We start from the raw sequence: 22,918 nt of genomic DNA, 5'->3' as shown, positions 1-22,918 counted from the left end.
CGCAGGCGCCTCGGGCACCGCGGCGACCTCCGGCGCCAGCGCCGCCTCGCGCGCAGCGTCCTGCGGCGACGTCGCTGCCAACGCTGCCGTTGCTGCCGGCGTGGGCGGCGCAGGTGAGGATTGCCTCGCCGCTCTCACGGGGGGTGAAGAGCGCCGCTTCATGACTCCTCCCTGTCCCGCAGCATGCGCGCGAGCCCCTGGAGCGGGATCTCCACCCAGTCGGGCCGGTTGTTCAGCTCGTACCCGATCTCGTAGATGCACTTCTCCAGCAGGTAGAAGCTCAGCAAAAGCTCCGTATCCGCCACCGTCTTCGGGATCAGCATCCCGGGGTCCTCCCGCATCACCGGCAGGTAGCCGCTCAGGAACGCCGCCGAGGCCCACGCCACCCAGGCCTGGACCCACGGCGTCAGCGTGGGCACGTCCTCCGGCCGCACCCGACCGCGCCGGAGCGCCGTGGCGCCTGCGTAGTCGAACGAGCGCAGCATCCCGGCCACATCACGCAGCGGATTGCGCTTGTAGCGCCGCTCGCTCAGGGGCCGCGCCGGCTCGCCCTCGAAGTCGATGATCACGAAGTCCTCGCCCGTGTAGAGCACCTGCCCCAGGTGGTAATCCCCGTGGGGCCGGATGCGCTCGACGAGGACACGCCGCTCGAAGATCGTGGCGAGCTGGGTATCGATCTCCGACTCGCGCGTGACGAGAGATGCGGCGAGTTCCCGCAGCGGCTCGGGCAGGGAGTTCTCCCGCTTCCGGAGCGTGCCGAAGGTGCGCGCCAGCATGGAGTGCGCGTACTGGTACAGCGACCGCTGGTACATCGCCGTGAATGGCTCACGCACAAAGTTCGGGTCCACCGTCTGCGCCGCGAGTGCTCGCTGCAGCTCTGCGGTGCGCTGTCCGAGCAGGCGCGCCCGCTGGAGGTAGGTCCCCAGCATGTCGAGCACGAGCTGGGGCGGCTCCGCGCTCGCCGACTCCAGCAGCGAGCCTTCCGGCAGGGGCGGGGGAGCCGCCTTGGCGGCCTCGCTCGCGAGCACCCGCTCGAAGAAGCGGTCCACCGACTCCAGGGTCACCGTCCACACGTCGCCCTGGCTCGGGATGTACTCCTGCAGCATGGCGATCGCCGCGTGGTGCTGCCCCGCGCGCAGCTCGATCGACCCCGCCAGCCGCGGTGTCCCCCGGAAGCCCTGGGCCGTGAGGAAGTGGCCGATCTCCATCTCGGGGCTGATCCCCTCCTCCACCATGCGGAAGACCTTGAGCATCACCTTGTCCTCGTAGAACAGGGTGGTGTTGGTCTGCTCCGTCTCGTTGACCCGCACCTTGAGCTGCCCCTCCGGGACGAGCTCCCCGAGCATGCTCTCCGGCACGCCGACGAGCTTCCCGCGGCTCGCCGGGAGCGATTGCTTCCCCCGGATGAGCGCGATCAGGCGCTCGGCGAAGTCGGTCGAGACCACCGCATCGTGCAGCACCCCTTCGTTCTCGGTGCCCGACGCCGGGTGCTTCACGGTGACGCTCGCGATCGCCGCGTGCCGGCTGCGGCCCACGATCTCCTTCGCCCGCTCCCCCGTGGCGAAGCCGACCGGCAGCACGTACGTCTCCGGCCCGCCGTCCGTGTAGTCGACCCGCACGAGCATCAGGAAGTACGCGGGCGGCGTGTTCGCGTCGCCTCCCTCCGACGGGAAGGAGACCACGTCCACGATGGTCATCGCCTTGCGGGTGCGCGCCTTGCTGCGGAACCACCGCCGCTCCGGCATATACGTCGCGAGGACCCGCAGGAGGGCGCTCCGCTCCTTGCCGGTCACGACCTCGGTCCACGAGGACTGCACGCTGAGGGAAGGCAGCACGTCCTGCTCCTCGGCGCTCGCGGCCGTCGCTTCCAGCGAGAACCAGAAGAAGTCGTACGGCCCCAGGGTGAGCACGTACGGCCTGGTGCCGATCTCCGGGAAGCGCGTGCTCCCGAACAGCTCCACCGGCACCCGCCCCTGGAAGCGCGACAGGTCGAACTCCACGAACTGCGCGTACCGCGACAGGTTCGCCACCACGAGCAGCCTCTGGTCGTCGATGCAGCGGATGAACGCGAGCACCCGGCCATTGTCGGGCTGCAGGAACTCGATCTCCCCGCGCCCGAGCACCTGGTACTGCTTGCGCAGGTTGATGAGGCGCTTCATCCACCAGAGCAGCGACGAGGAGTTGCTCTGCTGCGCCTCCACGTTGATCGCCTCGTAGTGGTACTCCGGGTCGGTGATCACCGGCAGGTAGAGCTTCTGCGGGTTGCAGCGCGAGAACCCGGCGTTCCTGTCGCCGCTCCACTGCATCGGCGTGCGCACCCCGTCGCGGTCGCCGAGGTAGATGTTGTCCCCCATCCCGATCTCGTCGCCGTAGTAGAGCACCGGCGTCCCCGGCAGCGAGAACAGGAGCGCGTTCATCAGCTCGGTGCGGCGCCTGAGGCGCATCAGCGGCGAGAGCCGTCGCCGGATCCCGAGGTTGATCCGGGCCCGGGTCTCCTCCGCGTACACCCGGTACATGTAGTCGCGGTCCTCGTCGGTCACCATCTCGAGGGTCAGCTCGTCGTGGTTCCGGAGGAACGTCGCCCACTGGCAGTTCGCCGGGATGTTCGGCGTCTGCTTGAGGATGTTGATGAGCGGGAAGCTGTCCTCCAGCTCCACCGCCATGAACATGCGCGGCATGAGCGGGAAGTGGAAGTTCATGTGGCACTCGTCGCCGTCGCCGAAGTAGGCCGACGCGTCCTCGGGCCACTGGTTGGCCTCGGCGAGCAGCATCCGGTCCTGGTACTTCGTGTCGATGTAGGCCCTGAGCTGCTTCAGGTAGGCGTGCGTCTCCCGGAGGTTCTCGCAGATCGTCCCCTCCCGCTCGTACAGGTAGGGGATGGCGTCGAGCCTGAGCCCGTCCACGCCCATCTCCATCCAGAAATCGAGCGCCTGCGTGATCGCCTCGTGCACCGCCGGGTTGTCGAAGTTGAGGTCCGGCTGGTGTGAATAGAACCGGTGCCAGTAGTAGGCGTTGGCCACCGGATCCCAGGACCAGTTCGAGGTCTCGAAGTCCTTGAAGATGATCCGCGCGTCCTCGTAGCGCTTCGGCGTGTCGCTCCACACGTAGAAGTCGCGCTCCGGGCTCCCGGGCGGCGCGCGTCGCGCCCGCTGGAACCAGGCGTGCTCGCTCGACGTGTGGTTGATGACCAGCTCCGTGATCACCCGGATGCCGCGCCGGTGCGCCTCGTCGAGGAGCCGCTTGAAGTCGTCGATGGTCCCGTAGGCCGGGTTGATGTCCGTGTAATCGGAGATGTCGTACCCCCCGTCCCGGAGCGGCGAGGGATAGAACGGCAGGATCCAGATCGCGGTGATCCCGAGATCCTGCAGGTAGTCGAGCTTGTCGATGAGCCCAGGCAGATCACCGATCCCGTCGCCGTTCGAGTCGCTGAATGCGCGAATGTGGATCTCGTAGATGATCGCGTCCTTGTACCAGAGGGGATTCGGCTCGATGGTCGAGGGCGTCGAGGTGTTCGGGGTTTTGCTCATAGGTAGTACTCGAACTGGTGCTCACTGCGGACGAAGCGACGAACTTTGAGGATGTGGGCCGGCATCACCCGCGGATCCAGCTCCACGTAGACCCGGCGTCCCCTCCACTGGTAGCGCGCGTCGGAGAGGAGATCGTGGACCTGGAACGAGCGGTCCTGGTCGGTGATGCCCGGGAGATCGATCTCGATCCACGACGCCTGGGTGTGGTCGGGGTCGAGGTTGACGACGACCACCACCACGCTCTGGCCGTCCTCGGACTGCTTGCTGTAGCAGAGGACGGTCTCGTTCTCGGCGCGGTGGAAACGGATGTCGTTCGTCTGCTGCAGCGCCGGGTTCTCGCGCCGGATGTGGTTCACCCGCTGGATCACGTGCCGCAGGCTGCCGGCGCTCTCCAGGTTCCAGCGCTTCAGCTCGTACTTCTCGTTGTCGATGTACTCCTCCGACCCTGGGCGCGGCACGTGCTCCATCAGCTCGAAGGCCGGCCCGTACATCCCGTAGTTACTCGACAGCGTCGCCGCGAGCACGAGCCGGGTGATGAACATCGGCCGCGAGCCGGTCTGGAGGTGCTCCGGCAGGATGTCCGGCGTGTTCGGCCAGAAGTTCGGCCGGTAGAACTCCGCGACCTCCGTCTTCGTGAGCGTCGTCATGTACTCGATGATCTCGTCGCGCCCCGTGCGCCACGTGAAGTACGTGTATGACTGCGTGAACCCGAGCTTCGCCAGCGCGTGCATCAGCGTCGGCCGCGTGAAGGCCTCCGCGAGGAAGATCGCGTCGGGGTGCGCCTTCTTCACCTCGCGCAGGCAGTACCCCCAGAACGGCAGCGCCTTGGTGTGCGGGTTGTCGACCCGGAAGACCTTCACCCCGTGCTCGGCCCAGAACAGGAACACCCCCGTGAGCGCGTCCCACATCGCGCGCCAGTCCTTCGACTCGAAGTCGAACGGGTACACGTCCTGGTACTTCTTCGGCGGGTTCTCCGCATACTGGATGCTCCCATCCGGCCGCTGCCTGAACCACGTGGGGTGCTCCTTCACCCAGGGATGATCCGGCGACGCCTGGAAGGCGATGTCGAGCGCCACGGCCAGCTTGTGATCCCGCGCCATGCGCACGAACCTGTCGAAGTCCGCGAGCGTTCCCAGCTCTGGGTGCACCGCCGTGTGCCCTCCCTCGGCCGCGCCGATCGCCCAGGGGCTCCCGGGATCCCCCGGCTCCGCCTTGAGGCTGTTGTTGCGCCCCTTGCGGTGCGCCGTACCGATCGGATGGATGGGCGGCAGGTACACCACGTCGAACCCCATGGCCGCCACGTGCGGCAGCACCTGCTCGGCGTCCGCGAGCGTCCCGTGCTTGCCGCCCTCGCCGAAGGAGCGCGGGAAGAACTCGTACCAGGCGCTGAACCGCGCCCGCGGCGGGTCGACGATCACCTGGAGCACCCGCGGGTACGTCGACGCCCGCGCCCGGTCCGGAGCGCGCGCGGCGACCAGCGCCGTCTCCGGCGCCAGCGCGATGGCGAGGCGCGTCTCCGTCGAGGCCTTCGTGTCACCCACGACCTCCGCTGCCTTCTTCAGCGCTGGCACGTCCGCCCCCGAGGCCCGCTCTGCCGCAGCCGCGAGCAACAGCGCGCCTTCCAGCAGCTCGACGCTCACGTCCTGCCCCGCCTCGACCTTGCGCTTCGCCCCCCGCTGCCAGGTGGTGAAGGCCTCGATCCAACCGACGACCGTGTACTCCCACGTCCCCAGCGTCGACAGCGTGAACGTCGCGCGGAACCTGTCATTCGCGTTGAGACGCTCGAGCGGCACCTCGTGCCACCCCCCGCCCGCCGTCCCCGTCAGCGCGTCCGCCGCGCCTGCCGCGCCCGTCGCGCCCGTCGCACCTCCAGCCCCCGCAGCCTCCGCGCCCCCCACAGGAGCAGCCGCCCGGTAGAGGAGCGCCCCGCCCACCGCATCGTGCCCATCGGGGATGAGATCCACCTCCACGGCCAGCCTGTCGCCGACCACCCGCTTGATGGGGTAACGACCCCCGTCGATCTCGGGCCGGACCCGCTCGATCAGCACCCGGAGGTGACCCTCTTCAACCATGCCTTCTCCCTCGTGCACGGACCCTCATCGCGTTCGATGCCGTAACCCATGCCCAGGACGCCACCCTGAATCCGCTTCCTCCAACGTTTCTCGGCGAAGTGCGGATGCCCCCGACAGACAACCTGGGAGGAAGGTGCAGATCGTTCCGTCTGGAGGGTTGCGTGCACCCGGGCATCGCTCGGTGTAAGAAGGCGGCGTCGCGGCCGTTACGGCTGCTGTGCGGCGGGCAGGTGCCTGCCGAGGAGCCCTTCGCATGAAGCGTACTGCCTTCTTCGCCCTCGCCTCCGTTGCCGCCGTCGCGGCGCTCGTCGCGTGCTCGTCGACGCCCGAGGCCACCGAGCCGGATCCGACCACCCTCTGTGCCAGCGGCTCACCGCCCCCCGGCACCTTCTGTGCTCCGGCCCCGCTCGCGACGGTCACCACCACCGTGACCACCTCCGCGACCCAGACCACGGCGAGCACCTCGGCCACCGCGATCCCTGCCCTCGCCGCCGCCGCCGCCACCCCGGTGATGCAGGGCCTCGCCATGCAGGAGGCCCCCGGCATGCAGCCCGAAGGTGGCCCCTTCGCCGGTCAGTTCCAGGAGGGCCAGACGCTCGAGCAGACAATCAACATCTCGCCCGGCAAGTGCTACACGATCGTCGGCGTCGGCATCGGCATCCAGGAGCTCGACATCCAGTTCTTCACGCAGCCCGTGCCCCAGGCGCCTCCCGTCCTCCTGGCCTCGGACAGCACCACCGGCCCGCAGGCGACCATCGGCGGCAAGGCCAGCGGCTGCTGGAAGAACCCCACCCCCCTCGGCGCCCCCGGCAAGGTAGTCCTGAAGGCGACCAAGGGCACCGGCATCGCGGCTGCCCAGGTCTACGTGAAGTGACGCGGTGTCGGTCCTGAGCCGAGGACGCGCGGCGCGCAGCCTCTCGCCTCAGCCACCGCAGGCCGTACCCGCAGCAAAGTCCCAGCATGGACCTGCCTTGCCGTCGACACCTTGATTCTCCGCCGCTGAACCTGAGCTGCTGGTGCCACCGTCTCCCGGGGCCCCCGCGGTGAATGCTTGCAGCGCCGACGCTGCGCCTGGCGTCACCGCCCAGGCAACACCGACGGCGTGACCTCCTCGGCCTCCGCCACCAGCCCCACCATGACCGCCCCGCCCTCCGTCACCGCCGGAGCAGCCAGCCTCCGAAGGAACCATCCCTGAATCGGCGCCTCCCTTGGCGCCTTCTCCTCCCAGGCCGCCGTTCTTGCCAGCAGCACCGCCACCACCGTGACCGGCGGCCCCCACGCGCACGCTCACGTCCTGCAACACCAGCCGCGCCCCGAGGCTCACGACACCGATGCTCGAACCTCCAGCCTGACCGCCTCCGCCGCCTCTTCCGCCGCAGCCCCCCGCGCCCCCGCCGCCCCCGCTGGCGCCGGAGCCGGTGACGTTGCTCCCGCAGAACGCCCCCGCTTTCGTGCCGCCGCCACCCCCTCCTCCGTGCCCACGCCCGCCGGGTGCACCGGGAGCGCCATCACCGCCACCGATTCCGGCCAGTGAGAGCAACGTCGCAGAGCCCCCGCCGCTGTCTGCGCCCTTCGTCCCCGAAGCACCTTTCTCACCGTCCTCACACATGTCCGACGACGAGAGCTGCCCTTCACCTCCTGAGCCGTACTGCTGCGGGTTCGGGTCGATGTACGGCAAGCCGGTCAGCCCTGTTCGACCGTTGTCGTGTTCACCTGTCGCCCCCTCGCCGCCGTCCCCTCCCCGCGTCCCGCCATCGTCACACATCGTCTCGCCACCAAGACCGCCTCTCACCATGCCAGCCTCGGCGCACGCCTTCGACGCAGCGCCTCCAACCCCCTCGGCAGGTGCATCTGTACCGCTCCTGGCAGCCTCCGACGGTGTCACCCCCGCGACCCCATCCTTCCCATCGCCTGCCACCACCTCGACCTGCGCGAGCGTCGCCTCCACGTCCGCCACCATGACGCCCACCGACGACCCGCCCTCCCTGGTCGCGCTCGCCGCACGAATTTCGAAACCCTGCACCTTCGCGCCTCGGGCGCCCTCCCCGAGGGTCACCGCCACCGCATCCGCGGGCCCCTCGACGAAGCTCCGTGCTTCCACGCTCCAGCGCCACCCGGCCTCGCAGTCGAAGCCACCGAGCACGGTCACGCCTTTGTCGATCACCACCGCCTCGACGAACGCCCCCGCCGCGCAGGCGTAAACCCGCCTGCCATGCGCCGCCTCCACCGCCTCGGAGATCGACGCATACGGCCTCTCTCTCGTCCCGTCTCCCCCCGCCGCCGCAGTGGCACGCACGAACACGCCACACGTCTCCGTCACCAGGGAGGGGTCTATCGTCGGATCCCCAGCACAGCCCTCCGGGAGGATGTCTTCCCCCTCGTCGGCGGAGCACACGCCAGCGTTCTCGCAGTCCAGAGGCGTGCTGAAGAGACACCCGGAGAGCGACGCCATCGCCCCCAGACCAACCGACGCAGCAACCCGCGACAACCAAGGCATCCTGCGCATCTCCCCGCCTCCCCCTGCACAAGAAACGCGATGACGGCGTGCCGTCGTTGCGCGCTGGATCAGCTCAGAAGTCTCCCCGGAGCGTCACTCCTGCCGGCACACTGCCAGGTGCAATCCACATGCGCGGCGAGGGTGTGCTGCGCGATCCCATGCGCGGACTGGCAGACGCGCGCGAGGACGCCAGCACGGAATAAGCCACCGTCGCTCCTCCGACCACGCCTGCACCGAGGAAGGTCCACGCGGCCGCGCTGGAGAGCGTGTCCCGGGCACTCAGGGCGCCGCGCAGTCCACCACAGATCCCGCTCGTGGCCGCCGGTGGACAGGACGTGCCTGTAGCTTCGAGCTGCTTCCTGTAAGCCTCGGCATCGCTCGACCTCCCGTTCGCCGTCACCGTCAGGATCGTGCCTGCCACGACGCCGAGACTGGTGGCCACGGCTCCCATGACGATCAAGGCCGTTCGCGGCTCAGCCCTCTGCGCATCCCTGGCATCTGCGGGCGACGATGCGCCACGGCGAGCCACCCTGCCCAGTTCCCCCCCGCCTTCCCCTTCCTGCCCGTCCCCCGCCGCGAGCGGCGTCTCGACCGCAGGCAGCGCGAGGCTCACCTCCCGCCGCTCCCCCCGGCTGACCTGGACCGTCGCCAGGGCCGTCTGGAATCCCTTCGCCCGCGCTTCGATCCTGTGCTCCCCCGGCTCCACGAACAGCACGCCCTCGGGAGGTGACGGCGCAACCCGTCCCCCGTCCACCCAGATCTCGGCGTCGGCGACCGACACCCGCGGCGCGATGACCCCGACTCTGGCGCGGGCCTCGGCCATCATCGCCCGCGCATTTTCCTTCTCCCGCGCGCTCGCCTCCGGGTCGCCCGCGAGCCCCTGAAGGTAGATCGCGAGATGCCTGGCAGCTTCACTGTCGAGCCCCAGCTTCAGCTCCGTCGCGCCCAGGTTGCCCGCGGTGGTGAAGTGCTCATTCAGCGCCCAGGCGCCCGCGAATGCGGTGTACGCGTCCTGCCAGCGGCCCTTGCCATAGGCGGCGACCCCCTGGCTGTAGAGCTCACGGGACTTGCTGAGCCGCGCCGTCTTGTCGGGGTCCATCGGCGCCTCGGCGGCAGGGCTGCTCCGCATCTTCCCGGCCGAAGGCTGCGCGCTGGCCAGCGGGGAATGCAGGACCGACGCGCACACGAGGGCGACGGAGAGCTTGCCAGCCACACATCGAGCTTTCCGCATCATCAGAACCTGACCCGTGGTTGTGGAAGTTGCGTTCTGGAAGGCTCACCCGTGCCGCGGGGGACGGCCGTGGAAGCTCGCAGGGAGGAGGAGGAGGCGCCGGTCGAGAAGGCAGGCGCGGAAGACGCATGCGCCGACGGCAACGGTGCAGGCAACGCCGCACTCGCGGCCGGTGCCGGAGACGCTGGAAGCGCAGAAGGCGTCAGCGCCGACGCGCTCCCGGGAGGAGGGGCATCCTGCGCCGTGGCCATCGGATGTCCGTCTGCCGTGGCGCTCGAAGGGACCTTCGCCTCACCGCGGCCCCCGAGCACCGCGAGGGTCATCACCACCACGGTCCCCACGATCGCCAGCGAGGACAGGCCGACGACCCACCACCCGGTTGCGCCACGCGATGCCGCACCTCGCCGCGCCTCCCCTGCGGCAGGGAGGCGTGTGGCAGGCACGCGCGTGGCCGGCTGCGCGAGGGCCGTACCGAGCGTGCCTCCGTTCACGAAGGGCAGCGCAACCTCGGTGCTCGCCGCCCCTCCGGAAGCCACCGCCCCCGTGGAGCTTGCTTTCAGGCCCGCATCCACCGCCGCCGACCCGACGCGCTCCTGACGCAGCCGCGCCAGGGCAGCGTCGAGCGCCGGGTTCTCCCCCGGCAACACCACCGGAGGCGGCGCGCTGTCCCGGCGCTGCGCCGCGGCCATCAGCCCTCCCCCTCCGCGCCGAGCCCGAGGCGCCGCAGGGAGGCCTCCAGGGCGGCGTGTGCTGCGGCCATCCTCCGCCGCACCGTGCGATCGCTGAGCCCGAGGGCGGCGACGATCTCCTCGAGCTTCAGGTCCTCGTCGTAACGCATCTGCAGCATGCGCCGGTGCGCCGCATCGAGCTCGCCGAGCGCATTCTTGACCAGCGCGCGTGTCTCCTCGGTCAGGAAGGCTTCGTCGGGACTCGGGGGGCCCGCGGCCAGGCCAGCGCACACGGCGCCAGTCCCGGGGCCTGCACCGTCAGGCGCGTGCTCATGGTGGACGCCCGGCGCGTCATGGCGGACCTCCCACGACCCCCACGCCTCGGCACCGAGCACGACCTCCGTGTGCATGGCGCGGCGCCGGAGCGCATGCTGGCGATGGTCCCTGTCGCGCGAGCGCCGGATCTCTCCGACGATGTAATAGACCGCGTAGCTCGTGAACCTCGTCCCCAGGTCCGGATCGAAGCGAGAGGCCGCCACCGCGGCGCCATACCTGCCGGCCGCCACGAGGTCCTCGCGCACGTCCTGCTGCGCCCATGGCGCGCACTCGCGCACCAGCTTGTGGACGAGCCGCTCGACCGACAGGAGCAGCCTCGACTGGGTCGCCGTCAGCGGCGAAGGCGCCGGCGGCGAAGAGTGCCGGTCGCCTCCGCTCATCGGCCCCTGCCTCCAGCCCCACTGCGGGCATGACCGGAGGGCTGCACCGGCCACCCCGGAGCCACGGAAGCCACAGCAACGACCCACGGCGCGATGGCGTCATCCTCGTCGGTCAGCAGCGGCTCCATGGATCGTCTGGCCTCTTCTCGGGGTGCCTGGGTGCTCAGAACGGCCGCGGGTGGCGGGGGTGCGATGAAGGCTTCGATGCCCCGGCGGGCGCAGCGTTTGCGGTCTCCCGGACAGGTTTGTGAGTCGCTTCCGGACGCTTCGCGCTCGGTCCCGCGGACGCCAGGGACGTGGAGGCATCCCTGCGAGCGACGCTGGATCGCGCCACGGCGGGCAACCCGTTCGGGCGCTCCTCGGGCCGCACGGGCGATTGCACCTCCGGACGTGACAAGGGCAACGGCAATGCCCACAAGCGTTCCTCGGGCCGCGCAGGCGATGGCTCCTCGGGACGGGAAGCAGGTCGCGGCGACACCTCGGGGCGCCCCTCGGGTCGCACGGGCGGAGAACCCGGCAGCGACCCCCGCGGCTCTTGCCCGCTTTGCCCCTCGCTCAGAGACGGCGCAGCTTCCCCACCGGAGGGTGACGCGAGGACACGCTGTAATGACGGCGCCTCCGTGTCGCCCGCCGCCTGACGCGCGAAGAGCGCCGCCGGCATACCCGCGTGCACCGTGCTGGCCTCGGACAGAGCCACCAGACGTGGGTGCACGATCAAGAAGAGCAGCAACGCCACAGCGCCTCCCGAAGCCACCCAGAGCAAGCGCCTCCGCGCGGGTGCTGACCCGCGCGTCGCCCCCGCAGCCATCCTGTACCCAGGAGCGCTCCCTGGAACGCGCGTGGGAACCTCGCTGCCGTCGTCCGCCTCGGCCGAACCTGGCTCCGCGAGCTGCGCGAAAGACGCACCTCGCCCGGGCGCTGGCGTCGGTTGTCCCCACGCGAACGGCGCCGTGCCGCTCGGGGGTGCCGCTCCCATGCGCACCGTGCCACCGCGAGGCGGGGACGCATCGTCCGGGGACGACACCATCCGCAACGTGCCTCCTCGCGGGTGAACCCCAGCAGCGGCAGCGCTCTCGCTGCGGGCGATCAGGTATGCCCCCACCGCCGCCGGATCCGTCATCTCGCGCGGGAGTCGCTCCGACGGAGCCTGCCGCACCGGCGCCCGCGCTGCGGAAGGAACGTTGCGGACCATCCCCGCCCCGGAGCGGCGTCCTTCAGACCCCGGCGCGAGCCTCGGATCGCCTCGTCCTCCCTGCTCGGGACGCTCCCGGAGGATCCTCCAGGCCTCCGAGATGGCCTCGGCCAGCGCACCACCACTCGGATAGCGCTCCCTCGGATCCTTGGCCGTCGCGCGGCTGACCACGTCCGACAGCGCGCGCGGAAAGCCCAGGCTGGAGAGCGGCGGCGCCAGCGTGAAGGCGTGCTCGAAGCACAGCTCCCAGGCATTGCGCTCCTCTCCCTGGTCATCGCGCAGGAACGGGTGGAACCCCGCGAGCATCTCGAAGGCCATCAGGCCGAGCGCATAGACATCCGTCGAAGGTGACACCCCGAGCCTCGTGTTGAACTGCTCGGGCGCCATGTACGCGGGTGTCCCGATCGGCTCCTGCGTCATGGTGGACCCGTGAATGTGCGCGATCCCGAGATCGAGCATCTTCAGCCGGTCCTCGCCGGTGAGCATGAAGTTCTCGGGCTTGATGTCCCGGTGGACGATGCCGAGCGCATGGCACTGCTCGGCGGCGTAGGCCGCGGCGCGCAGCGTCGCGCAGGCCACGTCCACGGACAGCGGCCCCTCCCGCAGCATCCTGGCGCGGACGGTCTCGCCTTCGAGCAGCTCCATCAGCAACCAGACCAGGCCCTCGTGCTCCCCGTGATCGTGCACCTCCACGATGTTCACGTGCCTGATGCCGACCATGACGATGCCCTCGTCGAGCATCCGCCGCACCTGGGCCTCACGGTCGTGCCACGTCGGCTGCAGGACCTTGAGGGCATACCGACGCCCGCCCCGCCCCACCACCTCGAAGACCGCCCCCATGCCGCCCTGGCCGAGCAGCCGCACCACGGTGAACCCCTTGAAACGCTGCCCCGGCCTGAGCGGCTCATGCGCGCGCATCGCGCCCTCCACGCGCTGCGATGCTCGGCCGCGGCAGAGCTTCATGGGCAAGATCTCCAGGGTGTGTGAAGCATGGGTGGAGCGAGCATCACCACGGTGACGCCCACACCCCTAGAATGAAGGGCACCGGCGGGAACCGGCCAGGTTATCACACGATTACATCGCACAATGGCAGGTCGGCCCAGCTCACCTCATTGGCGCCCTCCCGCTCACCCTGCCAGCCTCGCTCACCCCTCCCCGAAGCGACGGAGCCAGCGCCAGGGAAACGGCTTCCAGAAGGGCGTCCGGAGCGCCTCGTCCTCGGGCCCGATCACGAACCAGCTCGACGTTGCATTCGGGCGCAGCACCTGGACGTTCTGCGCCGGCATGAAGCTCTGACCGAGGAGCAGCGCCGCGCGCCCGTCGCTTCCCCGCGCCACGTCGAGCACCAGCACCGCATGCCCGGGCGTCCCGGGCTGCACCACGAAATCGCCGGGCGCGATCACCTCGGCAGCGACGGCCTGCGTCTGCTGGGCAAGCGCTCCGGTGTTCGACCAGGTGAATACGCCGTCAAGCCATGCCCGGAAGGTCGCGTGGTCGGCCTCCCCGGCCTTGGTGCGGGGCTCCCAGACCAGTGCCTCGCCGCGCTGCACGGGCCGCTCCCCGCGCGTCCACCGCGCGAAGGGCAGCTCCACGCCGGCACCCGCGCGGTAGCTCAGGTCGCGGTCACCGCGCGCCCACCGCCACTCGGCGTGCAGGCGGATGATGGCGTCGGCGCACTGCTGCAGGTCCGCCTTGCCGACGTCGATGGCCACCACGGCGGCGAGGTTCTGGTGGTCCGAGGGCAGGATGACGCCACCGCTGTTGCTGAGCACCGGCGTACCCGGCGCGGCCAGCGGCAGGCGCCGGAGCCACGCCCCGAACGACCCGTCCGGCACGTCGACCCGCGTGAAGCCCGCAGGCGGCGACGGAAAGCGCTCCACCAGCGTATCCACCGGCGCGGGCACCTCCAGCGTGGCATCGCCGAGCCAGGGATACGAGGCCGCCGAGATGCCCCCGGCCGCCGCCGGCGCCGACCGAGACGCGCTCTCCCTCGCCTCCCTCGCCTCCCTCGCCTCCCTCGCTCCCCCTGCCCTCGCCTCCCTCGCTCCCCCTGCCCTCGCCTCCCCCGCCGGTGCCGCCACCTCGCTCCGCGACCCCGACAGCGCCACCGCCGCCGCGGGCTCCCCCGTGGAGGCCGCCCCACGCCCGGATGCCGCTGCGGAGGCGATCTCGCCCCCCGGAGCTTCGCCAGTCGCCTCCCTGGGCCCTGGAGCGGGGTCACAGCCGGCCGCGCTCCCGACGGCGAGCGCCGCCGCGGTCAGCACCACGGAGGGGGAGAGGAACAGCGCAGGACTCCGGTGGGTCATGACACGCTCTACGTGGCAGGAGGCGCGAAGTTCTCCCGCCAGGCGCGCCTCACCCTGTCTCCCCTTGCTCCGCGGGGTCAGCTCCCTCGCCCTCCGGCGGTGGCGCGGGCAGCCGCACCCGCACCACCCGCACCTGGCGCGGGCTCGCCTCGACGATCTCCAGCGACACGCCGCCCGCCACCACGAACCGCTCACCGGTGACCGGGATCCGGCCCGCTGCCTCTAGGCACAGGCCGGCCATGGTCGACCAGCGCTCCCCCTCCGGCAGGTCCACGTCGAGCACCCGGCTCACGTCCCGCACCGGCACGTCCCCTTGCACCACCAGCGAGCCGTCCTCCTCGCGCTGGATCGGCTCGGGCATGGGCTTGTCGTGCTCGCCCACGATCTCCCCGACGATCTCCTCCACCAGATCTTCGAGGGTCACGATCCCGCTCATCGCCCCCCGGTCGTCGACCACGATGGCGAGCTGCACCTTGCGCTTCCGCATCTCCGCGAGGATGTCGACCGTGCGCATCGTCTCCACCACGTAGAACGCTGGCCGCACGATGCCCTCCAGCGCGAACGGGCGCTGCCCCCACAGCATCGCCAGCACGTCCTTCACCGTGATGTACCCGACCACGTTGTCCCGCGTGCCCTCGTACACCGGCATGCGCGTGTGGCCGTGCTCCGTCACCACCCGCTGCACCTCCTCGGGCGGCGCCCCCTTCGGGATCCCCACCACCTTCACCCGCGGCAGCATCACGTCGAAGGCGGTCAGCTCGGCGAAGTCGATGGCGCGCGAAGCGATCTCGCCCGCGCTCTTGTCCATCGTCCCCGCCTGCGCCGCCTCGTCGACCATCTGCTGGATCTCCTCGGGCGAGAGCCGGGCCTCGGTGAAGGTCGTGCTGTCCCCGAACAGCCGGAGCACCACGTTCGAGCTGGCCGTCAGGAACCACACGATGGGCCTCGTGATCCAGGCCAACCACTCCAGCGGCCGCCCGATGAACATCGCGTAGCCCTCGGCCTGCCGCAGCGCGAGCGACTTGGGCACCAGCTCCCCGAGCACGAGCGACAGAAAGGAGATCGCGGCGATGATGATCGCCAGCGCGATCTCCTCCGCGTGCGGCGCCAGCCACGGCACCGAGCGCACCAGAGGCTCGATGTCTCCCGCCATGCTCGCGCCGCCGAACGCGCCCGCCGACGAGCCGATGACCGTGATCCCGATCTGCACCGTGGCGAAGAAGCGCTCCGGGTTCGCGCGCAGCCTGCTGATCGCGCGGGCCCGCCGGCTCCCGTCCTGGAGGAGCTGCTCGAGGCGGCTCTTCCGCAGCGACACCACGGCGATCTCCGCCCCGGCCAGCACACCGTTGGCGAAGATCAGCGCGACGATGATCAGGATCTCGAAGAGAATGACGTCCTCCCGCTCCCCCGGCTCAGGCCCTGCCTTCTACCGCATTCTCCGCGCCGCGGCCCGTCTCCGCGTCACCCCTCACCGACGAGACGGCCCATGCCCTCGCCGACCCACCGCGCCTCCGCCGCGGCGTTCACCGCCGCCTCTCGTGCCGCCGCTGCCGCTTTGCCTCCGCGTGCTCGGCCTCCAGCCGCTCCGCTTCGTGCTCCGCCTCAACCTCGACCCGCGCGCGCGCGGCTTCCTCCTCCGCCATCGCGCGCCCCATCGCCTCTTCCTCCGAGATGCGCGCCAGCGGAGGCACCCGGTAATCCAGCGCCTCGACGCGCTTCCTGCCCTTGCCCTTCGCCCTGGCCTCCGCGCCGAAGCGTGCCGGCCCCCGCCCCCCACCGCTCCTCACTGCGGCCATGGCCAGCTCGTGGTGGCGGCGCTGGTGCTCCTTCCACCACTTCTTCGACCGCTTGTGGTCAGCCCAGTCGTCCTCGTTCCTGGTCAGCGCCACCAGGCCGTGGATGGCCACCCCGATCCCCCACAGCAGCCACGTCGACACCGCAGCAACGGCCGGCGCGTTCGTCAACAACAGGAGCCCCGAGAGCGCCACGTTCACGATCACATAGATGCCGAAGTGCCGCTGCCACCCCCGCCGCTGCCTCCGGATCCACGCCTCGCGCTCCGCCGCGTCGTCGACCTCGACGAGCGCACCCTCCTCGTCCGCGCGGCGCACCGCGAGCGCGTCAGCCCCCCGGCGCTCCGGCCCCTGCTGCGCCTGCTGCGCCTGATGCCCCTCCTGCGCCTTGCGCTCCCGGAGCGCGCGGCTCGCCTCGCGCACCGACTCGGCGTCCACCCCCACCTCCGTGGCCACCGCGAGCAGCTCGTCGAAGCTGAGGCGCGTGTCTCCCCGCTTCTCCGCCTGCCTCTGGATCGCCTGCGCGAGCACCTCGTCCACCTCGACCGTCGCGTACCGCTGGGCGAGCGTCGCGCTCTGCGGCGCGGGAGCCCCGGACGGCCGGGCATCCACCCCCTCCCCCGCGGACCCATGCGCTGCCGCGTCCTCCAGCGCGGGCGCCGACCCAGCGCGCACGGCGGCCCCTTCGAGCGCCTGCACCAGCGCCTCCATCGACCCGAACCGCTTCTCGGGTCGCCTCTCCAGCGCGCGCATCACCGCCGCGCGCACTGCCGGCGGCGCGCCCGCGAGGGCCCCCTCGTCGACCTCGTCGGTCAGCACCGACGCCAGCACCGCGAGCACGTCCGTACCGCCCCGCCAGGGCGCCTTCCCGGTGAGCAGCTCGTAGGCGAGCACGCCCCACGCGAACTGATCCGCCCGCCCATCCAGCGGCTCACCGCGGATCTGCTCGGGCGCCATGTACACGGGCGTCCCGGGCTTCACCCCCTCGGTGGTCAGCGTCGGCAGCGCCGCAGACTGCGTGGAGGCCGAGGGATCCGCACCCCCTCCCGTCCGGCGCGCGATGCCGAAGTCGAGCACCTTCACCACCCCGTCCTCGCGCACCATCACGTTCTCGGGCTTGATGTCCCGGTGCACGAGCCCCCGCTTGTGCGCGACCCCCAGCACCCGCGCCACGTCCACCAGCCACGAGATACGCTGCGCCTGCTGCGCCTGCTGCGCCCCGCCCTGCTCCTCCAGCACCGCGCGCAGCGTCTGGCCCGGGACCAGCTCCATCGCGATGTAGGGCGCCCCCTCGATTTCGCCGATGTCGAAGATCGACACCGCGTTCGGGTGGTCCAACGCCGCCGCCGCCCGCGCCTCGCGCAGGAGCCGCGCCCCTGCCTCCTCGCCGGTGGCGGCCCCGGTCAGCACCTTGAGCGCCACGCGCCGCCCGAGCCGCGCGTCGTGGGCGCGGTACACGGCGCCCATCCCCCCCTCCCCGATCGCAGCCTCAATCTTGTAGCGCTCGAACGTATCGCCCGGCTTCGGCATCGTGAGGCCGGGAGTGTAGTCGATCCTCCCCGCCTCCTGTACGCCTCGTGCCCCCGCGCTACCCGCCCCTCCTGCGCAGCCGCACCGCCGCGCGCCCTCCTCAGCCGTCCAGCCGCCGCACCAGCTCCTTGGTGATGTTCTTCTGGTGCGACTCCAGCGTACCGCCGCCTATCTCCAGGAGCTTCGCGTCGCGCAGCAGCCGCTCCACCTTGTACTCGGTGCAGTAGCCCCACCCGCCGAGCACCTGCATCGCGTTGTCGGCCACCTCCTTGCCCACCGGCGCCGCGAACAGCTTGCTCGCGTCGGTGCCGAGGCGGTTCCGGTGCTCGGGACCGACCGCGCGCGCCACCGTGTAGATCAGCGCCCGCGCCGCCTCGGTCTTCGCGTAGCTCTCGGCGATGTAGCGCTGGATCTGCCCGTGCTCGTGGATCGGCTTCCCGAAGCTCGTCCGTTCCGTCGCGTAGCGGGTCATGATCTCCATGCACCGGTCGGCGATGCCGAGGCTCATCGCCGCCAGCGTCAGCCGCTCGATCTCCAGGTTGCGCATCATGTTGCGCACGCCCCCGCCCACGCCCCCGACCACGTTCTCCGCGGGGACCTCGCAGTCGTCCATGATCAGCTCCCCCATGGTGCTCGCGCGCATGCCCATCTTGGAGATCTTCTCGCTCGTGGAGAACCCCGGGAAGCTGCGCTCCACCACGAAGGTGGTCACCTTGCCCTCCACCGTCGCGTACACGAGGAACACGTCGGCCTCGGGCGCGTTGGTGACCATGGTCTTGCGCCCGTTCAGCAGGAAGCGGTCCCCGTCCTTGCGCCCCACCGTCTTCATCCCGAGCACGTCGGTGCCGCCCGACGGCTCCGTCATCCCCATCGCCCCGATCCACTCCCCCGAGATCACCTTCGGCAGGTAACGCGCCCGCTGCTCCTCGTTCGCTGCCCAGCACAGGTTGTTCACGAACAGCATCGCGTGCGCCAGGTACGCCAGCGTGAACCCCGGATCGCTCTTCGACAGCTCGTGGTGCACAATCACCGCCGCCGTCGCGTCGAGCCCCGCGCCGCCGAGCTGCGACGGCACCGTGATGCCGAGCAGCCCGAGCTCCGCCACCCGCCGGAGCAGCGGGATGTTCAGCGTGGCCTTGCGATCGTGGTCCTCCGCCTGCGGCTCGACGACCTCGCGGGCGAAGTCGCGGACCATGTCGCGGAGCATCCGGTGCTCTTCCGTGGGATTTTCGAGGTCGAACAAGGCAGCGTTCATGGTGGCGGACCCTATAGCACGGCATTTCCCGCAGCGATCGCCCCCAGCCCGCGCGGGAGGTGGCTCAACCCCGCACCCTCGCAGCTTGCAGCACAAAACGCCGCTGATGCACTGCGGCATGCCGCGTGGCGAGCGACCAGCGCGGTGGCCCCCAGGGGTACACCAAGCCGCCGCGAGGTCGGTCGTCGTGGGCGCAGTGACGGCCATGTCGGCACGAGTTTCACGCCGCGAGCTGCGGCACTTCCTCCGAGCAGCGCCGCACTGGCATGCTGCCCGCACCATGGCCACCGCGCGCGCTCTACCCCGGACCGCGCTCCCTCCAACCTCTCGTCCCTGGAGATGCCAGATGCGGCTGTTCCGGCGTTCCCTCGTCTCGTGCCTCGTCGCCCTCGCCCCCCTCGCCTCTGCCTCCTCGGCCCTCGCCGTCAGCGCCGAGGTACGCGACTTCCTCATCCAGGACGTCTGCGTCAACGCCCAGGACCAGCCCATCGTCGGCGACCCCTACACCTGCCTCACGCACCGCGACCTCCGCCTCGGCGAGAAGATCCCCTACCGCTACACCGACAGCGAGAACGGCGCCGTCTACCAGTCCGTCTTCTCCTTCCCGGTGCGCTCCCCCAACCTCTCCGACCCGAACCCCCGCGTCGTCGTCGCCAAGGAGTTCGGCGGCAACGACGTCGGCACCGCCTTCCGCGACTTCGACCGCTGCACCGGCGGCAACTGCACCCCCGTCTACCGCGACGGCTACGACGTCGCCGAGATGAACGGCACCTACGTCTCCTTCGTCGGCACCAGCGACCCGGGCATCAACAACCAGTCGTTCTGGCGCAAGGGCTGCCCCTCGGGCACCAGCGACCCCTCCTGGAACGAGGACGGCTGGATCCTCTTCCCCGCCACCATCACCCAGGGCGTGCAGGGGAACGTCACCCACTACCTGAACATCACCACCAACAACAAGTGCCCCTCCAGCTTCAACGCCGCCCACGTCGCCTGGGATTACCGGAGCCAGCCGGTGACCTACACCTCGGGCAAGTCGATGACCACCATCACCTCCCACCATTTCGCGGGCACCGGCACCAACAACGCCACCTCGTTCGAGATGTTCTACTTCACCAAGCAGTACGGCTTCACCCGCTGGGAGGTGTGGCGCCGCTCCGACCAGTGCGGCAGCGGAGGCTGCGTCCCCAAGGTCCACGGCTGCAACGGCGACACCAGCGCCGTCATCAGCGGCCAGACCTTCATCCGCCTCGACTGCCGCGACAGCACCTACGTGGTCAACGAAGCCTTCCCCCTGGAGACCGCGCCCTTCGTCGCCTCGCCGCAGCTCAGCCGCACCCAGAACCTGGTGAAGGGCGGCACCTTCGCGAACGCCATGCTGGAGCCGGGCTGGGACCGCTTGAGCCCCCAGACCACCACCAACTGGACCTTCATGACCGGCCAGCACACCCCGAACAACGTCTCGCTCGCCTTCGCGTGCGCGGGGAGCTGCGCCTCGAACAGCGTCTACCACGACGCCACCGTCACCTCCCTCAACGGCGGCGGAACCCAGACCGTGCGCTACGGCGCGGCGCTCAAGGTCGACGCGGCGCCGTCAGGCCTCTACATGGTCGCCCACCTCTTCAACCTGAGCGGCGCCCACATCGAGTCGCGCACCCAGTACTTCGACGTGCAGACCAGCTTCGCCGCCTACGAGAACAGCTTCGGCTGGGACTTCAACGCGCAGCCCCTCTCCAAGATCCGCGTCGAGTTCTACCCCCAGGCGGCGAACCGCGACTACCACCTCGACGAGGTGTTCCTCGTCGGCCAGTGACCCCCCGGCGCCGTGACCCCCGGGCACCACGACGCCCGGGCGCAGCTCGGGCGCTACAACGCCCGGGCGCAGCGCCCGCTCCGGTAGTAGCGACGCGCATCCTTGCCATACCCTGCCCTGAAATCGTTCTTCAGCTTGAAGAGCTTGGCCACCCAGCTCCCCGACCAGGTGATCGTCCCCGTCCCGTTGTCATAACGCACGCAATCGTTGCACGGCACCTTGGGCAGGTAATCGTCGACGCTGTCGATCGTCGTGTTGTACGCAATCCCGGAGAGGTCCATGTGCCCCCACCTCCCCACCCCCAGGGGAAACTTCCCCACGTCCGTGATATCCCCCGGCTTGCAATTCTGCGACACCGACCCATCCCCGAGGCAATCGTACCCCGCGCGCAGCGGCACCCCACTCTCATCATCCCCCCACGGATACGGCCGCTGCTCGCTCCCCCCCACCGCAGCGTGGTTGAACTGCGCCTCGGTGGGCAGAAACCCCCCATCCCAGGCGCAGAACGCCCGCAGCTCGTAGTACGTGACGCAGACGATGGGCTTCTTCTCCCTCGCCCCCGGAGCATCGCTCCACGTGTTCCACGCCCCGTAGATATCGCATTTCAGCGCCGCCATGAGCGCCCCCGCATCCGCAGGCAGCCACGCATTCCACGCCGGATCCCAGCCCGTGTCTCTCCCGTGCGTGTACGGATTCGCCCCCGACCCCGGCACCGGCGGTTGCTGCTGCGTCCCTCCCCCGGCCTCCATGAACGCCCGGAAGCGCCCCACCGTGATCGGATACTTGTCGAGCCCGAACGCGCTCACCGTCGCCGGGTAAGCCGGATCATTCATCCTGTTGAACGTGCCCCCCGGAACCTCGAGCACCGCACAGCAATCGTCATCCCCAGTCACACCGCAGTTCTGCCCCGCCCCCTCCGCGCCCGACACGCAGCTCCGCGGCGTGCTCCCCGACGCATCGCCCGCCCCGTCGGCGCTCGCGCTGACGCCCCCGGTCTCCCCTGCCTCGCCCCCCGTGTCTCCACTCTCCCCCGGCTCCGCCCCCTCGGGCTCTCCGAGATCACCGGAGAGATCCACCCTCTTCTCATACTCCGCCACGGAGGAGATGACCTCGGGAAAGCTATCCCCGTAGGCACACCCGAGAGCCAGACACGACACGAGCGAAGCTGCAGTCATCACGACGCCGCGTGCGACGATTGAGTTCATACATTCCTGTGGATCCGGCGCCAGCGGCCGGTCATGAGGCGACAAGGTCCGTCAATACAGCCGGCGCAGACCGGGCCGAACGACGCACCAGGAGCGCGCGAGGCACCCCGGACACGACGCTGAAGGCTCATGGTTCCACGCAGGAGAGCGGCGAAGCCCTCCTGACGACGCATGACTCCAGTTTGGATGCAGCAGCGTGGAGCGGGGTCGCCGCGCCCCTCGATCGCTCCGTCGCAGAAAAGCAGCCCAGGGCATGGCCGTCTGCTCCGACGGTGCCCCTCGCAAAGACACGCGAGCCGAACGTCGCGCATCCGTCCACCGAGCCCGACACCTGCCCCCCTATCGCGCGCCACCAGGCACCCGTTCTTCGGCGCGCCTCCACGTCACTACCCCTTCAGCGCGCCTCTTCACCTGCACTATCTCAATGCGAAGCGAATGAGATTCAGTCCGGGGCATCCTCGTCCTGCTCACCCTCTCGTGAATGCCGAAGGACACTGCACCGCTGCACCAGCCGTGCGCCGTCTGCACGCCCCTGTGCGCATTCTCGACCCCTCGCTGCGCGCCCACGCCGCTCGCCGCCTCGCGCCTTTCCCTGATAACGTCTCACTGCATGGATGTCGTGTCCGCCTGCGCCCTCCCCGTATCCGCGCGCGTGTGGCCCACCCTGCGCAGCGGCTGGACGCTCACCGTCGTCTGCAAAGCCACCTACCTGCTCTCTCCTGTCGAGTCGACCTTACTTCCCACCCAGGAAGCCCCGACCGAGGAAGACACCACCTGGGACGACGACCCCAGCCGCAGCCTCTCCGCCTCCACCGACATCCTCCCCTTCAAGCCCCGCGCCGACATCGTCCTCGTTGGCAGCGCCTACGCCCCTGGCAAGACCCCCGCACGCTCCTTCGTCACCCGCCTCCTCGTCGGCGACCTCGACAAGTCCATCGAAGTCCACGCCGGCCGCGCCTGGACGCAGGACGGCCACCTCCGTGAGGGCCCCCGCGTCACCAAGGTCCCCCTGCGCTACGAGCGCGCCGCAGGCGGCCCCGACACCTGGAACCCCGTCGGCGTCCGCCGCGACGCTCCGCCGGACATGTACGGCATGCGCCCGCTGCCCGACCTGCA

15 protein-coding genes are annotated in these 22,918 nt (G+C 70.3%); 3 read left to right on the top strand and 12 right to left on the bottom strand.

The genetic code is table 11. The features are described from left to right. Positions 1-158: 158 nt before the first annotated feature. Both treS and CAP_RS37910 read right to left on the bottom strand, forming a co-directional pair. On the bottom strand, positions 159-3,527 hold the full coding sequence (gene treS, locus CAP_RS37915) for a maltose alpha-D-glucosyltransferase (protein ID WP_044250042.1): 3,369 nt from the start codon (positions 3,525-3,527) through the stop codon (positions 159-161). Next, positions 3,524-5,599: an alpha-1,4-glucan--maltose-1-phosphate maltosyltransferase gene (locus CAP_RS37910; protein WP_044250040.1), complete on the bottom strand. Its 2,076-nt coding sequence runs from the start codon at positions 5,597-5,599 to the stop codon at positions 3,524-3,526. Before CAP_RS37910 ends, treS begins: the two co-directional genes overlap by 4 nt. Before the next feature lie 253 nt (positions 5,600-5,852). Between CAP_RS37910 and CAP_RS37905 the strand changes: the two genes are divergently transcribed. After that, positions 5,853-6,473 (top strand): hypothetical protein, encoded by a 621-nt coding sequence (locus tag CAP_RS37905; RefSeq protein ID WP_044250039.1) that lies wholly within the window; start codon positions 5,853-5,855, stop codon positions 6,471-6,473. 48 nt (positions 6,474-6,521) lie between these two features. Here CAP_RS37905 and CAP_RS51430 read toward each other — a convergent pair whose 3' ends face one another. From CAP_RS51430 to CAP_RS37860, 9 genes are all read right to left on the bottom strand, one after another. Next, a complete protein-coding gene (locus CAP_RS51430) occupies positions 6,522-8,051 on the bottom strand; it encodes a hypothetical protein (RefSeq protein ID WP_231511939.1) in 1,530 nt (509 codons plus the stop codon). A 118-nt stretch (positions 8,052-8,169) separates the two neighbouring features. Next, complete coding sequence (locus CAP_RS37895) at positions 8,170-9,309, bottom strand: hypothetical protein (RefSeq protein WP_044250038.1); 1,140 nt, start codon at positions 9,307-9,309, stop codon at positions 8,170-8,172. Positions 9,310-9,329: 20 nt separating this feature from the next. Next, a complete protein-coding gene (locus tag CAP_RS51425; RefSeq protein WP_156041501.1) occupies positions 9,330-10,016 on the bottom strand; it encodes a hypothetical protein in 687 nt (228 codons plus the stop codon). Then, positions 10,016-10,711 carry a sigma-70 family RNA polymerase sigma factor gene (locus tag CAP_RS37885; RefSeq protein ID WP_044250036.1) on the bottom strand — a complete coding sequence of 232 codons (696 nt, stop codon included), beginning with the start codon at positions 10,709-10,711 and terminating at the stop codon, positions 10,016-10,018. Before CAP_RS37885 ends, CAP_RS51425 begins: the two co-directional genes overlap by 1 nt. Before the next feature lie 163 nt (positions 10,712-10,874). Beyond that, positions 10,875-12,866 (bottom strand): serine/threonine-protein kinase, encoded by a 1,992-nt coding sequence (locus tag CAP_RS37880; protein ID WP_044250035.1) that lies wholly within the window; start codon positions 12,864-12,866, stop codon positions 10,875-10,877. 182 nt (positions 12,867-13,048) lie between these two features. Continuing rightward, entirely contained in the window at positions 13,049-14,209 is a 1,161-nt protein-coding gene (locus CAP_RS37875; protein ID WP_052376698.1) for a DUF4846 domain-containing protein, read from the bottom strand. Positions 14,210-14,258: 49 nt separating this feature from the next. Continuing rightward, entirely contained in the window at positions 14,259-15,578 is a 1,320-nt protein-coding gene (locus tag CAP_RS37870; protein ID WP_269324981.1) for a hemolysin family protein, read from the bottom strand. Positions 15,579-15,732: 154 nt separating this feature from the next. Continuing rightward, on the bottom strand, positions 15,733-17,532 hold the full coding sequence (locus CAP_RS46485) for a protein kinase domain-containing protein (protein ID WP_052376697.1): 1,800 nt from the start codon (positions 17,530-17,532) through the stop codon (positions 15,733-15,735). A gap of 100 nt (positions 17,533-17,632) precedes the next feature. Next, positions 17,633-18,787 (bottom strand): acyl-CoA dehydrogenase family protein, encoded by a 1,155-nt coding sequence (locus tag CAP_RS37860; protein ID WP_044250032.1) that lies wholly within the window; start codon positions 18,785-18,787, stop codon positions 17,633-17,635. 346 nt (positions 18,788-19,133) lie between these two features. Between CAP_RS37860 and CAP_RS37855 the strand changes: the two genes are divergently transcribed. Next, positions 19,134-20,597 carry a hypothetical protein gene (locus CAP_RS37855; protein WP_044250030.1) on the top strand — a complete coding sequence of 488 codons (1,464 nt, stop codon included), beginning with the start codon at positions 19,134-19,136 and terminating at the stop codon, positions 20,595-20,597. Positions 20,598-20,650: 53 nt separating this feature from the next. On the opposite strand, the gene CAP_RS37850 is transcribed toward CAP_RS37855, so the two are convergent. Beyond that, positions 20,651-21,673, bottom strand: a complete 1,023-nt coding sequence (locus CAP_RS37850) for a formylglycine-generating enzyme family protein (protein ID WP_231511936.1) — start codon at positions 21,671-21,673, stop codon at positions 20,651-20,653. Between the two features lie 739 nt (positions 21,674-22,412). Between CAP_RS37850 and CAP_RS37845 the strand changes: the two genes are divergently transcribed. Then, positions 22,413-22,918: DUF2169 domain-containing protein (locus CAP_RS37845; protein ID WP_044250029.1), on the top strand; the 506-nt coding region annotated here is incomplete at its 3' end.

The sequence above is a fragment of the Chondromyces apiculatus DSM 436 genome (genome assembly GCF_000601485.1).
Classification (GTDB): Bacteria; Myxococcota_A; Polyangia; order Polyangiales; family Polyangiaceae; genus Chondromyces; species Chondromyces apiculatus.
This window is presented reverse-complemented; position numbering and strand designations above follow the sequence as displayed.